Genomic DNA, 16945 nt, shown 5'->3' with positions numbered 1-16945 from the left:
TGTTCGGAGGGACGGATCAGGCCGCACGGCCGAGGAGCGGCTCGGCGATGGCCTGCGCAGCGACGGCCGCGATCCGGCCGCCCTGCCGCCGAGCGGCGGCGCGGTCTTCGTCGCTTCGCGGGCGGATGGCGTTCGGCGCGAGGTGCGAATAGCCGAGCGGGACAATGATCAGCCCCAGGGCCACCAGGCGGTCGTAGAGCGAGAGAACCGTCGACCGGCCACTGTTTTGGGCGGCGTCGGGAGCGCCGAACACGCCCCCGAACGTGCCGTTCAGCGCACCCCGCAAGCGCACGTCATCCAGGCCGTCGAGGTAGAGGGACAGTTCCGAGGGGATGCTGCCGAAGAGCCTCGGCGTCCCGAACAGGATGGCATCCGCCCACACTGCATCCTCGACGGTTGGCGGGTCGTAGGCCGTGGCGTCGGCGCCGCTCGCATGGGGGGTACGGCGCAGTCGGACGGCAGCGCCGGCGGCGCGTGCGCCCTCGGCGATCACCAATGCCAGCGCCTCGGTGGCCTCGTTGCCCGCAAAGAAAACGATCAGGATGTTGGGCGCGCTCATGAGACGGGTTCCTTCGGGCAAAGGGGTTCTGTCCGCGCGGTGCCGGGCAGCGCGCGGTACGACGGACTGAACAGTGACGGTTGCTAGGTCGGCAGCCGGCCGTGCGGGGCAGCGCCGCGGCTGGCACGCATGCCGCCGGCGCTGCCTGCCGCCGCGATCACCGTGGGACCGTACTGGACGGCGATGGCTCGGACCGGCCTGGCGGCCATCACCACGAAGTGGCAGCCCGTGTCGGTCTCGAGGAGCAGGGTGCCGGAGTGACCGGCCGCGACCGTCGTCGCGGTCCCTTCGCGCAGCCGGCGCTCTTCTCCGACAAGCGACGCCGTCATTCCGCCGGCCACCGCATAGATCCAGGCCTGCCGGCCGTCGCGCAGATGGTGTGAAAACGAGCCGTTTCTGTCGAGCTGGCCGTCGAGCAGCGTCATCTCTTCGGGCGTGCCGCCTGCGCCGACCACCTCGCCGGTCTGACCCAGCACGACGCGGACACGGTAGCCCTCGCCCTCCGCGACCGGCACGTCCGCGGCCTCGACAAGGACGGCGCGGGCCGGACAGCTCTTCAGCCGCACGGGCAGGTCCACGAAGACCTGCAAGGCGTGGACGCGGGCGCCCTCGTCGGGCTTCTCCTCGTGGGCCGCGCCGCCGGCTGCGGCCAGCCAGTAGAGATCGCCGGCCTTCAGGGCGACGTTGTTACCCAGGGTGTCGCGGTTGAGAAAGTCGCCGACCGAGTCCTCGAACATCGCAGTCACCGCCGACATGCCCGCATGCAGATGCGGCTCGAAGGTCGGGGCAGTCATGACAAAATGGTCCACCATCAGAAGCGGGTCCATGCCGCCGTCGAACATCTCCTCCGAGAAATGGAGGGCGCTGAAGCCGTTGCCGATCACCCGAGGAACGCCGACGACCACTGCGCCCATGCGTTCTACGGCGACGGAACTGTCTTCGACGGACTGGATACGCGTGGCCATGCCGTTTGCTACTTCGACACTCGGTCGTGTTGGAAGCAAACTAGGTGGATGACCCATCGGCCGAGAAGACGCGATCATCCAAACACAGCGTCCAATATCTTGGACAATCGCTGTGTTTGCTGGACTCAGCTAGAGCAGCACCGTCTTCGGGAACTCGCTGGCCAGGTGATCGAGCAGCGCCCGGACCGACGGCAGGAGCCCCTGCCGATAGGGGCATGGATTGGCGCCATATGGGCGAGCTGCTTGCAGCGGCCGAAGGTGTCTACAGCGAACTGAAAAACCTCTGTGTCTGGAACAAAGACAACGGAGGTATGGGCGCTCTGTACCGATCTAAACATGAACTCGTGTTTGTGCACAAGGCCGGTACGGCCGCCCATCGTAATAATATTGAACTCGGTCGACATGGACGTAACCGGACGAATGTCTGGGACTATGCTGGTCAAAATACTTTCCATAGGGATCGGGCGAGCGAACTAGGATCACACCCGACTGTCAAGCCTGTGGCCTTGGTCGGCGATGCGCTGCGCGATGTCTCGGTTCGCGGCGACATTGTCCTCGATCCCTTCTCGGGCTCGGGAACGACCCTAATCGCTGCCGAGAGGACGCGGCGCATCGGCCGAGCGATCGAGCTCGATCCGGTCTACGTCGACGTGGCACTGCGCCGCTTTGCGGATGCGACGGGACAGTCCCCTCGCCTCGCCGCGACCGGCCAGACCTTCAGTGAGGTCGCCAGCGAGCGAGCTTCCCTGGTGCCCGCAAATGACGATCAGACGGAGGCTGGCCATGCCGCGTAATCGCAAGCCCCCAGGCGAGTACGAGGTCGGTTACGGCAAGCCTCCCGAGCACACGCGGTTCAAGCCCGGCGTCTCCGGCAACCCGAAGGGTCGCACGAAGGGCACCCAGGACTTCGACGCGATGCTGCACGCCGCCCTCGCAAAGAAGGTGAGGGTCACCGAGAACGGCCGATCGGTGAAGATGACCAAGTACGCGATCTTGCTGGACACGAACATCAACAAGGCCTGCAAGGGCGACCCTCGCAGCTTCCGCGAGGTCATGCACCACGTCGGACGCTCCAACGGCAGCGGCGGTCAGGCGGGCGTGGCGAACCCGGCGGCCGAACTCGTATTCGGCTCCGAGGAGATGGCGATCATTGCTCGGTTCTTTGAGCGTGAGAGCGCGGCCAATGAAACCCCAGACAAGAGTGATTGCCCCGGTGTGAACGCGCCCCAGGGGCCGGCGCTCAATGTTCAGGAGGCTTCTCAATGAAACCCAGCGATCTTTTCCGACACCTCGTCCGCAGCGAGCTCGGCTTCTTTACCCAGCGGGCATTTGCCAGCGTTGTCCAAGGCGATGCGTTCCTGCCGAACTGGCATATCGACGCGATCGCTCACCAGCTCGAGCGGGTGGCTACCGGCAAGGTCAAGCGCCTGCTGATCACGATGCCCCCGCGGAGCATGAAGTCGGTCTGCGCCTCCGTGGCGTTCCCGGCGTGGCTTCTGGGCCATGATCCAACAAAGCGGATCATCTGCGCGAGCTACGGGCAAGAGCTCGCAGTCAAGCTGTCGAACCAGTGTCGCACCGTGATGAACGCGGACTGGTATCGGAACGCCTTCCCCGGAACGGCGATCAGCCGCTCGAAGAACACCGAGGCCGAGTTCGAGACGACGGGCGGCGGCTCTCGCATGGCGACCTCGGTCGGCGGCGTGCTCACCGGTCGCGGCGGCCACATCCTGATCATCGACGATCCGATTAAGCCGGCCGACGCGATGTCCGAGACCGTGCGCAACACGACGAACGCCTGGTACGACATGACCGTGCTCTCTCGGCTCGATCAAAAAACGAAGGGAGCCATCATCGTCGTGATGCAGAGGCTGCATCCCGACGACCTGGTCGGGCATCTGCTTGCCAAGGGCGGCTGGACGCATCTGAACCTTCCAGCGATCGCGGAGATCGATGAGAGCATCCCGACTGGCCGAGGGCGAGTGCATCATCGCGCGATCGGCGACCTACTTCATCCAGAACGCGAGCCGCAAAAAATCCTCGACGAACTCAAGGCCGACATCGGCTCCTTCGCTTTTGCCGCGCAATATCAGCAGGCGCCGATCCCCGCGGGGGGCAACATGTTCGATCCGGAATGGATCCAACGCTACGAGGGCAATCTCGGCTGCGAGCGTGGCGACGAGATCGTGCAAAGCTGGGACACTGCGACGAAGCCCGGTCAGCTCAACGACTTCTCCGTCGGGATGACCTGGCTTGTTCGTCGTGGGGCCTACTATTTGCTCGATGTGTTCCGCGCCCGACTCGGCTTTCCCGAGCTGCGTCGCGCGATCGTCGACCGATATGAACATTATCGGCCGGCAGCGGTGCTCATCGAAGACAAAGCTTCGGGCCAGAGTCTCATCCAGGATCTCGTTTCGGCGGGCATTTACGCCACGCCGATCGAACCGGAAGGCGACAAGGTCATGCGCGCCTATAGCGCGACCTTGGCCTTTGAGGCAGGGCGCGTCGCCTTCCCGCGGACGGCGCCTTGGCTTGGTGACCTCGAAGCGGAGTTGCGCGCCTTCCCGCATGGCCGCCACGATGACCAGGTCGATTGTATCTCGCAGTTCGTGATCTGGGCGCGCGACGGCATCGATTGCGGACCCCGCATTCGCAGCTTCGACGACGATTGAATCCTTGAATCCGATTGAATGGCGTAGGAGCGCGGCGGCAGGGCAAAAGCCTGTCGCCGCGCTTCTTCCTTTGGCGACGCCCCGACCGGCTCTGCGGCCTATCCAGCGCGCGCGATGAGCCATTTCAGGAGACCGGCATCGACGCAGCGCCGAGCAAGATCAGATCCCGTGAGGATGTGAACATCCGGCGCATCGGGCCGCAGATGTCCCGTCGGCGAATGGCATACGAAGAACATCCGCGAGAAAGCACCGCTCGTGCGATAGGCGGCGATGGAAGCCTCGAGGGTGGCTTGCGTTGCCTTCGACTTCACCTGGACGAAGCCGCGCTCGCCCGTCGCGGGCTGCTCGATGACGAGGTCGACGTCGGGCTGACTCTTGCCGAGCGCCGAGACCCGGTGCCATCCCGATCGCGTCAGCAGCAGGTCGGCGAGCACCTCGAACTCCGCCCAGTGTAGGCCGGCGATCAAGGCCTCGCCGCTCACGATGGCTTCCTCGCGAGCAGCGCGGGCGCGCAGGACCGACGGCTCTTCTGTGTCGTTGATCTTGCGAACGAGATAGTCGAACTCGGCGACGTTGCAGATGGTCCGCTGATAGGCCCGCACCTGCGTCAGACGGGTGCTGAGGCTCGTCTCGACGAGCGGCAGGCCACGGCGAGACACGTCGCGCCACCCGCCCCTGCAGCCCCGCATGACGATGCCAGGGCCGCCATCCGCCACGGCCCTCACGTCAGCCTCAGCGAAGGTCCACCAGAGCCGCCCCTCGAAGAAGGTGATCCAGAGGCACTCGGCGGCCGGCAAGGTGTAGAACTCGCGGATCTCGCGAAGGCATTGGCTCGCTTCGCTTGGCGAGCGTCCGCCCTCCCCGATCAGCGCCGTGCGGGCGCCATCCCAATCGCCGGCGAGACAGCGTTCGTGAGGTTCGTCGGGACTTCCGAACCGTATCTCGCCGCTCTCGATACAGAACCGTGCCCAGGCGCCTTTGTGGCCGAGGCGGATAAAGCGGGCGATGGTGGGGGCGACGTGAGGAATGACGGGGATCGCAATGTTCATGGCTGAAGGTCCGAGAGCAACCGGCGGACAACCCGCCGCGCCACTCGTGCTCGCTCTGGTTGCGAGATATGTCCAGCGTAATCCTGGATAGAGTTTCGAAGCATTGACACGGCAGGGCACAAGTCGGGCTCGGCACGTCGCGGCTCGCGGCTTCGACTGGACTGTCTTCGCGAACGGAGCGTGTGTCCCTGGCAACGCCACGCGTCGGAGACCGCATCGATGAGCCGCCCGGGACTGAGCATCACCGCCTGCCTTAATGAGATCAGCGATCGCTTGAACGAGGCCGCTGCCGTCGCCAAGGCCGCGCTGGTCTGCGCAGAGGCTGGTGCGGAGCGCGAGGCCATTCGTATCGCGATGGATCTCGACGTTCCGCTCAGCGAGGCCAACATGCTGCATGCTGCGGCCTGCCTCATCGGCCGCATCGAGCGAACGGCGGACACGCGCGGCGGCCCCACGCCGGCAGAATAGCCTTCCCAACTGGACAAGCTCCCAAGCGGCCCAAAGCCTCGCTGCCATCGCCGGCAGACGGGGCCTGAGGCGGTGGCAGCCGGAGGTCGGCTGCGCATCATCCTCTGCGAGGCCCCGCCGTGCTTGATCCGAGCTCTCTGTCCCCGACCCATCGCGACCTGATCGAGACCGCGCGAAGGCGCGACGATCGGCGTCTCATGCCACCTGAGCGCGTTCGCGGACGAGCCCGGCGCCTGTTGGGCGAGAAACTGATCGGTCTTGGCTTCGCCGAAACCATCGCAGATGACGAAGCCCCGTGGTGGAGCGATCCGGCGCTCGGCCCGACGGGGCTGCGACTGATCATCGATGCGAGCGAAAATGCTGGTGCGAATGGGTCGACGGGCGAAGTCGATGACGCCGCGTCCGCACAGCCGGTTGAACCGCACGCTTGGACGAAGATCGCCCGCGTGCTTGCCCTGCTCCGGCGGTTTGACGGCGCCGACATCGCCGCCCTCGTCGCGGCGACGGATTGGTTGCCGCATACGGCGCGCGCGGCACTGACGGGCCTGCGCCGCAGGGGCCACGCGATCGAGACCTGCAAGGAAGACGGCCGCACGGTTTACCGCGTCGCTTCGGCGGGGATGCCGCCATCGGATCGCGAGATGGCGGGCTCACCAGCGCCCCGTTCGAATTGAGCGCGGCGACGATGACCGCTTCAAACGATGGCCCCGCGGATCCGCTCGAGGCCGAGCTCGCCGCCCTCCCCGGTCTCAGCCTCGACGAGCTCCGTCTGCGCTGGCGTCGGCTCACGCGGCGCCCCGCTCCGCCGAGCCTGCGTCGCGAGATGCTCGCCCGGTTTCTTGCCTACGAGCTGCAGGTGCGAGCTTATGGCGGCCTGCCCCGTGAGATCGCTCGGTTGCTCGACCGGCTCGCCGGCGATGCCGATCCAGCCGAGCATTTGGCCCGTCGCGATGAGCGCAGGCCTCCCTCCGGCACCCAGTTCGTTCGGGAGTACGACGGCAAGGTTCACCGCGTGGCGGTCACGGATGCAGGCTTCCTCTGGAACGGCTCGCTGCATGCGAGTCTCTCGCCGATCGCCGAGGCCATTACCGGGACGCGCTGGAATGGACCCCGCTTCTTTGGCCTGCGCGAGAAGGCTAGCTCGCGCAGCGAGCCGCCAGTGCAGCAGGATCAATCCCGTAAAGTCTCGCAGCAGCGCCGCTCGCAGGATGCGATGCCATGAAACGGCCGAGCCGCCCCGTATCGACGCCACCGTCACTGCGCTGCGCGATCTACACCCGGGTCTCGACCGATCACGGGCTTGAGCAGGAGTTCAACTCCCTCGACAACCAGCGCGAGGCCGCCGAGGCCTATGTGAAAAGCCAGGCGCATGAAGGCTGGCGCGTCCTGCCCGATCGCTTCGACGATGGCGGCTTCTCGGGCGGTTCACTCGAGCGCCCTGCCCTGCAGCGCCTGCTTGCCGAAGTGGTCGCCGGACGCATCGATGTCATCGTCGTCTACAAGGTCGATCGTCTGACGCGCGCACTGGCCGACTTTGCCAAGCTCGTCGAGCTGTTCGACGAGCATGACGTGTCGTTCGTGTCGGTCACGCAGGCCTTCAACACGACGAGCTGCATGGGCCGCCTGACCCTCAACGTTCTGCTGTCGTTTGCGCAGTTCGAGCGCGAACTGACCGGAGAGCGCATCCGCGACAAGATCGCGGCGAGTAAGCGCAAGGGCATCTGGATGGGTGGCGTCGTACCGCTTGGCTATCGCGTCGAGGCAAGAGCCCTCCACGTCGTGCCCGAGCATGCTGCCCTCATCCGTCTGCTCTACGAGCGCTACCTCTCCCTCGGCAGTGTTTGCGCTCTCGCATCCGACTTGGCGCGAGAAGGCGTGCATGCCCCGGATCGCCGCGAAGGAACGGGCGGCCGTGTCCGCGGTGGTCCCTTCTCTCGCGGGCATCTGTATCAACTTCTGAGTTCGCGGGTTTACCTCGGCAAGATCACCCACCGCGGCGCGAGCCATCCGGGACAGCACGCGGCGATCATCGAGCCTGAACTGTTCGCGGCGGTTGCTGAGCGCCTCGCAGCGAACACGCGCGAGCGGCGTCAGATCCGATCCGCTTCGGGTGCCTTGCTCGGCGGCCTGCTGTTTGACGCGAGCGGCCGCGCGATGAGCCCGAGCCATACGCGGAAAGGTGGCCTGCTCTATCGCTACTACGTCTCGCGAGCATTGCTACGCGGCCGCGCTCGCGACGTGACGGATAGCGACGGTCCTCTGCGCGTGCCGGCTGTCGCCATCGAGCAAGCCGTCACGGCGGCCCTGCAGACCCATCTGAACGAGCGATCGTTGGCGGTCGGTCCGATCGAGCAGTGGATTGATCGCGTCGTGGTTCAGGCTGAGCAAATGGTCATCACGTTACGCGCTGACGCCGTCGCCGAAGACGAACAGGACTCACCGTTATCGGACACGCTCATCGTGCCTTGGACGGCGCATCGGCCGCGGGGGAGCGCATCCGTGGTCTTGCCTGGTTCTCCAGAAGCTCAGGCCCATGGCCGCAAACCAATGCCGCATGATGTGCGACGCCACCTCCTGGCATCGATCGCGCGTGCTCGGGCTTGGAAGGCGGCACTCATGAACGGCGCCGCTGCGGACGTGGATACGTTGGCTCGAAGCGCCAGGTGCAGCGAACGGCATGTGCGCATGTTGCTTCCGTTGGCGGACCTCGCGCCCGACTTGGTCCAGGCTGCGCATGACGGGGCATTGCCTGCGGGCTACGGAGCGGCGCGCCTTTGTCGCGGCCTTCCGGTTTCTTGGAGTGAGCAGCGCAAGCTCATTCCGCTGATGGCTTGGGAAGCGGCGAGATAGACAGCGTCTGGAAGTAGGCGGATCAACGCCGTAGCAACCGGATTTGACCCATTGCCGACCCTGGCAATGTCCGCTCGTGAGCGGCCCATGAAGCTCGCCCAAGGTTTGGCTTGGCCTTCAAGTCAACCCTGCGACGCAGGCCGTGCGACGGCATTGGTAATATCGCCGCGAACTTGGCTGCCTCCTTTCCAAAGTCCAGATAGTTTCGCGTTGTGTTGGCCGAGGATCCTTAGGGAAAGAAACTTGACAGGGGACGCGAAGTTCTGCCGTGATACAACTCGAGGGCGAAATCATAAAGGTCGCTTGTCGAGGGCCGCATGTCTAAGAGCAGATCGTTTTCGATATACCTTCTCAAGGAAGGCTTCGATGCTACGAATTCGCTGCGTGAAGAGCATGTTCTCGAAAGCGAGACCAATCCACAAAGCCTGCCCGATGATGCAACGCTGTTCGTGCTGGACAGTGCACCCAGGCCGCCATGGTGGAAGTTTTATTTTGGGATCGAGAAGGCGCTTGTGCAGGTCTCCAAAGGCGCTCTCGTGTTTCTGCCGGTAGAAGACCGCTGCTTTGCCCTGTCTTTTGGGCACGTCTCTCACAATCTTCTCGATACGAGCTATGAATACGATTTCGGCTTGCGAGTTACGCTGAACAGTCTAGATCCACGCAAGCTCAAGAGCACCGACACGCTGGAGCCGGGCGCAGCCAAGCGCCAGCGCACCCAACTGCCCATCGAGTCCGAACTCACCTTTTTTGACTTCGACCGCGACAGCTCGATCCTGCGAAGCCTGACCGGAAAGGTCCGTGACGAGTACAAGGACCTAATCCGCCATGCCACGGGTGGCACCAACCTTCGTATCAGCACGGATGTCGAGGCGGGTGCGTTGGTCGGCTTATGTGAAACACTGCTCGAACTTTATCAGAGTGAGGAACACAAAAATGCGTTCCCCGACATCCAGAATATCATCCCCGTTCGCGATCCCGCTCAGATTACGGCACTCAACGGCAAGCTTCTGGATGCCTTTCGCTCGGGCAATCCCGATCTCAACATCACGGTCCCGGAGATAATCAACTACAGCGACAATCTCTATGTCGCGTTCTCTGGCACGGGCGGGAGCCTCATATACGACGATGTCTATATCAGCCGGTATTATGAATATCTTGATGAGCACACTGTCGACCTTGATGCCATAGGTATCGAGGAGCTACGGCACCATGCCCTGCTCCTGACGGATGAGGATGGAAATGGGCGGGACAGGTATACCATCTTCAAGAGTCTCGTGTTCGATACGACGCTCGAAGAAGCCCAAGGCGAGACTTTCCACCTGTGTGAAGGCAACTGGTACCGAATCGACGACGCCTACATTGCTCGCTTGAGCGCCTATCTCGACCCGCTGTGCGTGGATAGCGATCTTCCACCTTATGACCACTTGAGCGAAGGCGAGTACAACCAAGCCGCCGCTGTAGTGAACCCGGGCGTGGTTTGCCTCGATACGCGGAGCATCAGCCCGGACGGGCACACCGCTGTTGAGCCATGTGATCTGCTGGTAGCCCGTGAGAACGTCGCCACCTTCTACCATGTGAAGGTATCGACATTGTCCGCTCAGTTGAGCCACCTATTCAATCAGGGCGTGAATGCTATCGAGCTGATGCGTCTGGAGCCGGAAGCCGTCGACAAGCTGGAAGCGTTGCTCCGGCAGGCCCTCCCCGAGACCGATGCCGACGGCGCGGTCGATCTCGTTCGCTCGCGGCAATACGCTCTGGTGTTCGGCATTGTGACGCGGAAGGATCCTGCCGGCCGCTCTCTGAATCTGCCCCTCTTCTCGAGGATCAGCCTGATGCGAAGCATGAAGGCCCTGCAGCTGATGGACGTGCCCGGGCGTGTGATGTTCATCGCTGACCAGTCACAAGCGGCTGAAGGCAGGAAGAAAAAGCGGAAGACACGGAAATCTGCCGCAACCGCGGAGGAGCCTCACGCCGAGGCTGCAGAATGAGCCCTCGGTGCTGACCATTACTTTTACCAATAGAGTTGCAAATCTCTGTTGCGTGAGCATCGCTTCAACGACTTGGCGCCGCTTTTCATCAAGGCGTGGTGTGCTGAGGCCAATTTTCAGAGCGTAAAAGACCGATAGCCGCTACGCCAAAATGAACAAAATCCTAGACAGGACCATTATGAATATCAATCTGAGCAATGAGCACCCATATGTCGGTTGTTGATATTCCACCGCGAAAGGCATTACAGTTATTTTATGCTCCGCCTTCATTGCGAAGATCAATTTTGAAGGACGACATCCGACTAGACAATCGGAAGGCGGAAGGCGGAAACAGAAGCCGAGGAGGAGACTTCTATTTGCCTTTTTGGTCCGATGTAAAGCGGCACATTTCCGGCGAAGTTGATCTTGCCGAGGCAACAGACGCTCGCGTGAGGTCAAATCGCAATTTTAGGCGGCTTTATCCACTTCTGAGAGATGGCGCTTTGAACCTGCTCAGCGCAAAACTGCGCTGGTCAAATGAGCCCGTCGAGATCGTCCCACAGAGTGTGCATGGAAATCTGCGCCTAACAGATCCGGCTGGCACCATCCGGATCAAGGACGCGCTGCACGCTCGTGTTCGAGGAGAGTATGTTCGCGTGGTGTACCCATACTTTAGCGAAGAGCCGGCGCTCCCTGAAGAGGGTGGAAGGTTGGGGCTGTGGGCAATGCAACAAGCCCTGCCAGAGCTCGATCCTAATGACATGCGAATCATAGATATTCTGCGTCAAACGTTTTTCTCTCCACAAACCACGGTCCTGCAAGGCAATGAGGAGCTGATTTTCCGTGAGAACTATCGTTCGTTGATTGGCGAGTGGGAGCGTCTAAAGCAAGAGTGAGAGTTTGCGGATGGCAAGCGCAGCGACTCCGAATGTCAGCTTCGAGTTAGCACCTTTGTGTCCGCAGTTGAGAAGCTGATCAATGTCCGCACTTGGCGCAAGGCGGAGATGACGAACGACTGAGTGGGGTGGATTTTTGCCGGTCTGCTTTTGGGCGCAAGCTTAAATAAGCGGACGGCCGAGGGAGGCTACAGCAGCAGACTGGAGGAAGTCTGACGGCTTTCATCGCAGAACGCCCATAAACAGACGTCACGACGTCGCGGCTTTCATACCAAATGCATGGCGCCAGGTTTCAGCTTCAGCCGCCGAGCCGTGTCGCGCGACAGGCGTCCGACCACCTCAACGCTGGCATCCACTAGGGCCTCGGAGTTCACGCGCTCCAGAGCTGCCTCTGCCGACGGTGCCATCACCGCATAAGTGCGGGTGGCTTCTCGCCGTTGCTGGACTGCAATGAGGAAAGCGTACTGCCGGCCGGGCTTGGTTTCCATTCGTGCGTCGACCAGCGAAACCGCACCTGCGATTTCACCGGTCGCCGGACCGACACTTCGGACTGCATCAGTCCTTGTCCGGCTTTTCCTTGGTGATCGCCCCGGTCTTCGGGTCAACGTGAAACTCCATCTTCACACCATTCTTGAGGCCTTCGCCTTCCCAGTGGCCATCGTCCGCTTCGAGCTCTGTGATGCTGCTATAGCCAGCGTCCTTGAGCTTCTGCGTAACTTGGTCGGCGGGGATCCAGTCCGGACCCGGCTTGTCCTTTTTGGCCATGGCAGGACCCACCAGACCCATCGATATCAACAATGCGATCGCTGCGATCTTTCTCATCCGTCCCTCCGTTCCGTTGCCGACTAAGTGAACGATGCTAACTTAGGGCTGGGGCTGGATAGGACCATCCCGAAAGTCACGCTCGGCTCTGGGGCCGAACGGAACGCCATAGGACGCCATGCTGGGACATGCGGAGCTGATCACGCGTTTGGCATTGGCCGCGATCATGGGCGGCGCCATCGGCTTCGAGCGTGAACGGTTGCTATGGGCGGCCGGCCTTCGCACCCACATGCTAGTTTGCGTCGGCTCGTGTCTCATCATGATGGTGTCGGCGTTCGGCTTCGGCGACGTGCTTGGTCAGCCGGCAGTCGTGTTGGACCCGTCCCGCGTCGCTGCCCAGGTCGTCTCCGGCATCGGTTTTCTCGGCGCGGGCACGATCCTCCTGCGCGGCGAGGTCGTGAAGGGGCTGACAACGGCTGCAAGCCTCTGGGCAGTGGCTGCGATCGGCCTGGCCGTCGGAGGCGGCCTCTATGTTGCGGCGATCGCCACGACGATCCTCGTCCTCGGCATCCTGGCCGGCGTTAAACCTCTGGAAGAGCATTGGAGGGGCCGCATGCAGACACGCGAACTCTCCCTCTCGGTGAGACGGGGTTCGATGACGATCGATACGCTCCAAGAGGCGACACGAGAGCGGTCTTCACGGATCCGCCAATTCGTTGTGCGCCCCGGAGCCGATCCGGACGTCGAGGAAGTCACCGTGTCCTTCGTACGATTGTCGAGACAAAGCGTGTCTTCCATCGCGCAGCGCCTGCGGGACAATCCAGCGGTTCTCAGCGTTGACGAGATCGATCCGGCCAAGTCGTAAATGAGCGGTGCAGGAGAGCAGGATGCTGAGCTGGTTCCGATCTCTCATGCCGCGAGAGGACGGGTTTTTCGATCTATTCTCCCAACACGCGACCACCCTCATCGCTGGATCGGAGGCTTTGAATGGCATGCTTGCCGGGGGCGATGCGGTCGAGACGCACGCTCGTGTCGTCATTGCCGAAGAGCAGAAGGCGGACGAGATTACTCGGGAGGTGCTGCAAGCCCTTCGCCGCAGCTTCATCACGCCGTTCGACCGAAACGATATCCAGGATTTGATCCAGTCGATGGACGACGCCATCGACCAGATGAACAAAGTTGCGAAGATCGTTGCGCTCTACGAAGTGCGATCCTTCGAACCCTTGATGCGTGAGATGGGCGGTACGGTCGTCGAGGCGGCTCGATTGACCGCGGAGGCGGTGCCTCTCTTGAGCGCGGTTGGAACCAATGCGAGCAGGCTCGGTGAACTGACCGAGGCAATCACCAGGGTAGAAGGACGCTCGGACGAACTGCAGGAGCAGGGGTTACGCGCGCTGTATCTGGCGAAGGGCCACAGCGATCCGATGGCCTATATGATCGGCCGCGAGATCTATGACGGCCTGGAGAAGGTGGTCGACCGGTTCGAGGACGTGGCGAACGAGATCAGCGGCATCGTCGTCGAGAATGTTTGAGGGGCCGCCGTGGAAACCGCTCCCCTCGCGCTGCCGCTGTTGGTCGGATTGATCGGCATCGCCCTGCTGTTCGACTTCCTAAACGGGCTTCACGACGCGGCGAATTCGATCGCGACCATCGTCTCAACCCGCGTGCTACGCCCACGCTACGCCGTGTTCTGGGCAGCCTTCTTCAACTTCATCGCTTTCCTGTTCTTCGGGCTGCATGTCGCCACGACCCTCGGCACTGGGATCATCGATGCCGGCACGGTCACGCCGACGGTGATCTTTGCCGCACTGGTCGGCGCGATTGCTTGGAACGTCATCACCTGGGTGCTCGGCATCCCGTCGAGTTCCTCGCATGCGCTAATCGGCGGCCTGGTCGGGGCAGGTGTCGCGAAGGCCGGACCCGGAGCGGTGGTGTGGAGCGGACTTGCCAAGACGGCCGCCGCGATCGTGCTCTCACCACTGCTCGGCTTCGTGCTGGCGATGGTCCTGGTGCTTGCCGTGACCTGGACCTTCGTCCGGCAGACGCCCTTTGCCGTCGACCGCACCTTCCGCGTGCTGCAGTTCGCCTCGGCGTCGCTCTACTCGCTTGGGCACGGCGGAAACGACGCCCAGAAGACCATGGGCATCATCGCGGTGCTGTTGTTCACGCAAGGCCATTCCGGCGGCGAATTCCACGTGCCGCTTTGGGTTGTGCTGTCCTGCCAGGCGGCCATGGCGCTCGGGACCCTGATGGGCGGATGGCGGATCGTCCACACGATGGGCTCGCGGATCACGCAGTTGAAGCCCATGCAGGGCTTCTGCGCCGAGACCGGAGGTGCACTGACCCTCTTCCTGGCGACATGGCTTGGGGTGCCGGTTTCGACCACCCATACCATCACGGGCGCGATCGTCGGAGTGGGTGCGGCCCGGCGCACCTCGGCGGTACGTTGGGGCGTGGCCAGCAACATCGTCGTTGCCTGGGTCGTGACGCTGCCGGCTGCAGCTGCGATCGCCGCCGGATGTTATGCCTTGACCCGCGCGTTCTAGGTGTCGCGGCCAGGGTTCAGCCCGGCTCGAAATCACCGCGCAGGCTAACGGGCATACTTCTGCTTTCGGTAGCCTCATTCGGGCCGCACTCGCCCACGAAGCCACAAGCTTGGCCATGACGAGTTCGGGTACGATGAGAGTGCGGCAACCGTTGAAAGACCAACCGCCTGTCCAGCCGCGATCCCCATCTGACGATCCCTACGCAGCCCTTTTTCTGGGAGAGGCGCCACCCGATCGCAGGCGTCTCAACCTTCGTTGGTTTGGCGCCAGCGTCTTGATCGCGGCCTGTGGCTCGGGCCTGATGGCGGCGGCCCTTCGGCTGTCCTTCGACGCGGACCTGGTCGCATCGCGACCGGTGAGCCATGCCAGCCGTACCGAGGATCGACCAGACGAAGGCGCAAAACGCGGCGACCGGCTCCTGCGACGCCAACTCGTGGCATCTGACAAGGAAGAGTTCACGGCTCCGATCACCCGCCAGGTCGGTTCGCGAGAAATCGTCCGTGTGCAGCCCCTCGTCCGCCTGATCGCAAGCCTAGGGTCGGGTGACGGCGACGCCGCGGACATCCCGGCCTTCGATCCGACCCGGCAGCTCGCCGACGACACAGTGGTGTCAGGTGGCAACGAGTTCGACGACGATGGCGCCGATACCGCCATCACTATCAAGCGCACGGACCTCAACGACGAACAGATCGACGACGATGCCATCGCCATGGGCGAAGACGGCATGACGGCGCTCGTCGAGGCGGAACGCGACTTCACCAAGCTTGCGGAACCACGAATGCCAGGCCCGCTTGCGCCGCAACGCCTCCTGTCGATGGCCTTGGGCGCGTCGTCGGACCAAGGTACGGCTGAGGATGCCGATGGCTCGGACCCGTTCCGTTCCATCGAGGTCCATGTGATCCCCGAGAACGTGACGGCCCTCGTCAAGGTCGAGGCGGCCGCGCATGCAAGCGTCACCGAAACCCGCGACGTCATTCTCCAGCACGATCAGACGCTCGCGCAAGCTCTTGCGACGAATGGCGCTGATCCGGCGCGCGTCGGTTCCATCCTCGCCGCTCTCGACGAGCACGCCCGTACCGGGCTGTCCGAGGGGCAGCACCTGAGCCTCCTGCTCATGCGCGGAGGCAGCGGCGCAGCGACGGCGAGGATCTCCCGCGTGACGCTCTACGGTGTTGACGGCGTGGAGGAGATCGTCGCCGAACGTGATGCCGGGGGCTTCGTCGCGGTCGCGCCGCCCGTAGGTGCCGTCCGGTTGGCCGAGCCGACCAGCGATGGCGACGACGGGGCCGCCAACCTCTACAACGGCATCTATGAGGCCGTGCTACGCAACGGGCTTTCCCGCGAGGTCGCCGAGCATATCGTCGGCATCTTCGTCTACGGCACGGACATGAAGCGGCCGGTCAAGTCCACCGACCGCCTAGAAGTGCTGCTTAGCCCCGCTGACAAAGACGGAGGTCAGGCTGAGCTGCTCTACGTTTCGCTGACGATCGATGGCGTGAAGCACCGGGCCTATCGCTTCGAGGAGCCTGATACCGGCGCCGTCAGCTACTTCAACGAGGAAGGCGGATCGCTTCGACGTTTCCTTCTGCGTATGCCGATCGCAGAAGGCCGGGTGACATCGCCCTTCGGCACGCGCATCCATCCGATTCTGCACTATGCGCGTTTCCACAACGGTATCGACTGGGCCAACAAGGCGGGCACGCCGATCATGGCGACAGGTAACGGTACAGTTGTGTTCGCTAAGCGACGAGGCGGTTACGGGAACCGCATCGAGATCCGGCATGCCAACGGATACGCGACGGCCTACAACCATCTTCAGCGATTCTCGCACAGCGTGAAGGTTGGCGCGACCGTGCGGCAGGGGCAGGTCGTCGCCTACATGGGATCGACCGGGCTCTCGACAGGGCCGCACGTCCATTACGAGGTCAGCGTCAACGGACGCTTCCTCGACCCGATGTCGATCCGTCTGCCCGACAGCCACGGCGTGCCCGACGCGTTCAAATCATCGTTCCAGCACCAAGTCGTCGCCACCAACTCGATCCGCCATCACGACACCATGGCGGCATCCGCATCTCCGCTTTGAAAATGGCGTTGACCCAACGCTAGCGCTTCGACCTCCCCCACGCGCATACGTGAGTTTCCCTCACTCATAAGGGGACTTAAAGTCGTTTGTATGCGTCATCTGCACGCTTCATGATGTGTTCGAAAGGT

General features: G+C 63.0%; 20 protein-coding genes. 13 read left to right on the top strand and 7 right to left on the bottom strand.

What is annotated here, in order from left to right:
* Positions 1 to 16 precede the first annotated feature (16 nt).
* Positions 17 to 559 carry an NAD(P)H-dependent oxidoreductase gene (locus GGR33_RS11015; RefSeq protein ID WP_183504892.1) on the bottom strand — a complete coding sequence of 181 codons (543 nt, stop codon included), beginning with the start codon at positions 557 to 559 and terminating at the stop codon, positions 17 to 19.
* 83 nt (positions 560 to 642) lie between these two features.
* Positions 643 to 1524 carry a pirin family protein gene (locus GGR33_RS11010; protein WP_183504890.1) on the bottom strand — a complete coding sequence of 294 codons (882 nt, stop codon included), beginning with the start codon at positions 1522 to 1524 and terminating at the stop codon, positions 643 to 645.
* 215 nt (positions 1525 to 1739) lie between these two features.
* Between GGR33_RS11010 and GGR33_RS11005 the strand changes: the two genes are divergently transcribed.
* Together GGR33_RS11005 and GGR33_RS11000 are read left to right on the top strand one after the other, a co-directional pair.
* Entirely contained in the window at positions 1740 to 2318 is a 579-nt protein-coding gene (locus GGR33_RS11005) for a DNA-methyltransferase (RefSeq protein WP_183504888.1), read from the top strand.
* Positions 2308 to 2790, top strand: coding sequence for a DUF5681 domain-containing protein (locus GGR33_RS11000; RefSeq protein WP_183504886.1), 483 nt, complete (start codon positions 2308 to 2310; stop codon positions 2788 to 2790). Before GGR33_RS11005 ends, GGR33_RS11000 begins: the two co-directional genes overlap by 11 nt.
* On the opposite strand, the gene GGR33_RS26245 is transcribed toward GGR33_RS11000, so the two are convergent.
* Both GGR33_RS26245 and GGR33_RS25915 read right to left on the bottom strand, forming a co-directional pair.
* Entirely contained in the window at positions 2784 to 2915 is a 132-nt protein-coding gene (locus GGR33_RS26245) for a hypothetical protein (protein ID WP_281381143.1), read from the bottom strand. The genes GGR33_RS11000 and GGR33_RS26245 overlap by 7 nt on opposite strands.
* A gap of 143 nt (positions 2916 to 3058) precedes the next feature.
* The gene (locus GGR33_RS25915) at positions 3059 to 3262 is read right to left on the bottom strand and encodes a hypothetical protein (protein ID WP_246412952.1); all 204 of its coding nucleotides are present in this window, start codon (positions 3260 to 3262) and stop codon (positions 3059 to 3061) included.
* Positions 3263 to 3290: 28 nt separating this feature from the next.
* On the opposite strand from GGR33_RS25915, the gene terL reads away from it, so the two are divergent.
* Complete coding sequence (gene terL / locus GGR33_RS25910; RefSeq protein ID WP_246412951.1) at positions 3291 to 4196, top strand: phage terminase large subunit; 906 nt, start codon at positions 3291 to 3293, stop codon at positions 4194 to 4196.
* A 98-nt stretch (positions 4197 to 4294) separates the two neighbouring features.
* On the opposite strand, the gene GGR33_RS10990 is transcribed toward terL, so the two are convergent.
* Complete coding sequence (locus GGR33_RS10990) at positions 4295 to 5245, bottom strand: restriction endonuclease (RefSeq protein WP_183504882.1); 951 nt, start codon at positions 5243 to 5245, stop codon at positions 4295 to 4297.
* 219 nt (positions 5246 to 5464) lie between these two features.
* Here GGR33_RS10990 and GGR33_RS10985 point away from each other — a divergent pair, with 219 nt between their 5' ends.
* The 6 genes from GGR33_RS10985 (at position 5465) to GGR33_RS10960 (ending at position 11426) form a co-directional block, all read left to right on the top strand.
* Complete coding sequence (locus tag GGR33_RS10985) at positions 5465 to 5713, top strand: hypothetical protein (protein ID WP_183504880.1); 249 nt, start codon at positions 5465 to 5467, stop codon at positions 5711 to 5713.
* Positions 5714 to 5949: 236 nt separating this feature from the next.
* A complete protein-coding gene (locus GGR33_RS10980; RefSeq protein ID WP_210301936.1) occupies positions 5950 to 6387 on the top strand; it encodes a DUF3489 domain-containing protein in 438 nt (145 codons plus the stop codon).
* Positions 6388 to 6398: 11 nt separating this feature from the next.
* On the top strand, positions 6399 to 6935 hold the full coding sequence (locus GGR33_RS10975; protein WP_183504877.1) for a DUF2924 domain-containing protein: 537 nt from the start codon (positions 6399 to 6401) through the stop codon (positions 6933 to 6935).
* A complete protein-coding gene (locus GGR33_RS10970) occupies positions 6932 to 8563 on the top strand; it encodes a recombinase family protein (RefSeq protein ID WP_183504875.1) in 1632 nt (543 codons plus the stop codon). Before GGR33_RS10975 ends, GGR33_RS10970 begins: the two co-directional genes overlap by 4 nt.
* A gap of 317 nt (positions 8564 to 8880) precedes the next feature.
* Positions 8881 to 10551: a DUF6119 family protein gene (locus GGR33_RS10965; protein ID WP_183504873.1), complete on the top strand. Its 1671-nt coding sequence runs from the start codon at positions 8881 to 8883 to the stop codon at positions 10549 to 10551.
* Positions 10552 to 10748: 197 nt separating this feature from the next.
* Entirely contained in the window at positions 10749 to 11426 is a 678-nt protein-coding gene (locus tag GGR33_RS10960) for a hypothetical protein (protein ID WP_183504871.1), read from the top strand.
* Between the two features lie 266 nt (positions 11427 to 11692).
* Here the strand turns inward: GGR33_RS10960 and GGR33_RS10955 are convergent, their stop codons facing one another.
* Together GGR33_RS10955 and GGR33_RS10950 are read right to left on the bottom strand one after the other, a co-directional pair.
* Positions 11693 to 11914 (bottom strand): hypothetical protein, encoded by a 222-nt coding sequence (locus GGR33_RS10955; protein ID WP_210301935.1) that lies wholly within the window; start codon positions 11912 to 11914, stop codon positions 11693 to 11695.
* A gap of 67 nt (positions 11915 to 11981) precedes the next feature.
* Positions 11982 to 12248, bottom strand: coding sequence for a PepSY domain-containing protein (locus tag GGR33_RS10950; RefSeq protein ID WP_183504869.1), 267 nt, complete (start codon positions 12246 to 12248; stop codon positions 11982 to 11984).
* A gap of 118 nt (positions 12249 to 12366) precedes the next feature.
* Here GGR33_RS10950 and GGR33_RS10945 point away from each other — a divergent pair, with 118 nt between their 5' ends.
* From GGR33_RS10945 to GGR33_RS10930, 4 genes are all read left to right on the top strand, one after another.
* On the top strand, positions 12367 to 13053 hold the full coding sequence (locus tag GGR33_RS10945) for an MgtC/SapB family protein (protein ID WP_183504867.1): 687 nt from the start codon (positions 12367 to 12369) through the stop codon (positions 13051 to 13053).
* 22 nt (positions 13054 to 13075) lie between these two features.
* Positions 13076 to 13720, top strand: coding sequence for a DUF47 domain-containing protein (locus GGR33_RS10940; protein ID WP_183504865.1), 645 nt, complete (start codon positions 13076 to 13078; stop codon positions 13718 to 13720).
* A 9-nt stretch (positions 13721 to 13729) separates the two neighbouring features.
* The gene (locus tag GGR33_RS10935) at positions 13730 to 14734 is read left to right on the top strand and encodes an inorganic phosphate transporter (protein WP_183504863.1); all 1005 of its coding nucleotides are present in this window, start codon (positions 13730 to 13732) and stop codon (positions 14732 to 14734) included.
* Positions 14735 to 15035: 301 nt separating this feature from the next.
* Entirely contained in the window at positions 15036 to 16817 is a 1782-nt protein-coding gene (locus GGR33_RS10930) for a M23 family metallopeptidase (protein ID WP_246412950.1), read from the top strand.
* Positions 16818 to 16945 lie beyond the last annotated feature (128 nt).

This window comes from Methylobacterium brachythecii (genome assembly GCF_014196345.1).
Taxonomy (GTDB): domain Bacteria; phylum Pseudomonadota; class Alphaproteobacteria; order Rhizobiales; family Beijerinckiaceae; genus Methylobacterium; species Methylobacterium brachythecii.
Note: the sequence above shows the minus strand (reverse complement) of the source record. Positions and strands in the feature narration are given on the sequence as shown.

Bases quoted from the DNA above. Each gene is read 5' to 3' on its own strand.
- GGR33_RS11015 (WP_183504892.1), bottom strand. From the start codon at position 559: ATGAGCGCGCCCAACATCCTGATCGTTTTCTTTGCGGGCAACGAGGCC.
- GGR33_RS11010 (WP_183504890.1), bottom strand. From the start codon at position 1,524: ATGGCCACGCGTATCCAGTCCGTCGAAGACAGTTCCGTCGCCGTAGAA.
- GGR33_RS11005 (WP_183504888.1), top strand. From the start codon at position 1,740: ATGGATTGGCGCCATATGGGCGAGCTGCTTGCAGCGGCCGAAGGTGTC.
- GGR33_RS11000 (WP_183504886.1), top strand. From the start codon at position 2,308: ATGCCGCGTAATCGCAAGCCCCCAGGCGAGTACGAGGTCGGTTACGGC.
- GGR33_RS25915 (WP_246412952.1), bottom strand. From the start codon at position 3,262: ATGATCAGGATGTGGCCGCCGCGACCGGTGAGCACGCCGCCGACCGAG.
- terL (WP_246412951.1), top strand. From the start codon at position 3,291: ATGTCCGAGACCGTGCGCAACACGACGAACGCCTGGTACGACATGACC.
- GGR33_RS10990 (WP_183504882.1), bottom strand. From the start codon at position 5,245: ATGAACATTGCGATCCCCGTCATTCCTCACGTCGCCCCCACCATCGCC.
- GGR33_RS10985 (WP_183504880.1), top strand. From the start codon at position 5,465: ATGAGCCGCCCGGGACTGAGCATCACCGCCTGCCTTAATGAGATCAGC.
- GGR33_RS10975 (WP_183504877.1), top strand. From the start codon at position 6,399: ATGACCGCTTCAAACGATGGCCCCGCGGATCCGCTCGAGGCCGAGCTC.
- GGR33_RS10970 (WP_183504875.1), top strand. From the start codon at position 6,932: ATGAAACGGCCGAGCCGCCCCGTATCGACGCCACCGTCACTGCGCTGC.
- GGR33_RS10965 (WP_183504873.1), top strand. From the start codon at position 8,881: ATGTCTAAGAGCAGATCGTTTTCGATATACCTTCTCAAGGAAGGCTTC.
- GGR33_RS10960 (WP_183504871.1), top strand. From the start codon at position 10,749: ATGAGCACCCATATGTCGGTTGTTGATATTCCACCGCGAAAGGCATTA.
- GGR33_RS10955 (WP_210301935.1), bottom strand. From the start codon at position 11,914: ATGGAAACCAAGCCCGGCCGGCAGTACGCTTTCCTCATTGCAGTCCAG.
- GGR33_RS10950 (WP_183504869.1), bottom strand. From the start codon at position 12,248: ATGAGAAAGATCGCAGCGATCGCATTGTTGATATCGATGGGTCTGGTG.
- GGR33_RS10945 (WP_183504867.1), top strand. From the start codon at position 12,367: ATGCTGGGACATGCGGAGCTGATCACGCGTTTGGCATTGGCCGCGATC.
- GGR33_RS10940 (WP_183504865.1), top strand. From the start codon at position 13,076: ATGCTGAGCTGGTTCCGATCTCTCATGCCGCGAGAGGACGGGTTTTTC.
- GGR33_RS10930 (WP_246412950.1), top strand. From the start codon at position 15,036: ATGGCGGCGGCCCTTCGGCTGTCCTTCGACGCGGACCTGGTCGCATCG.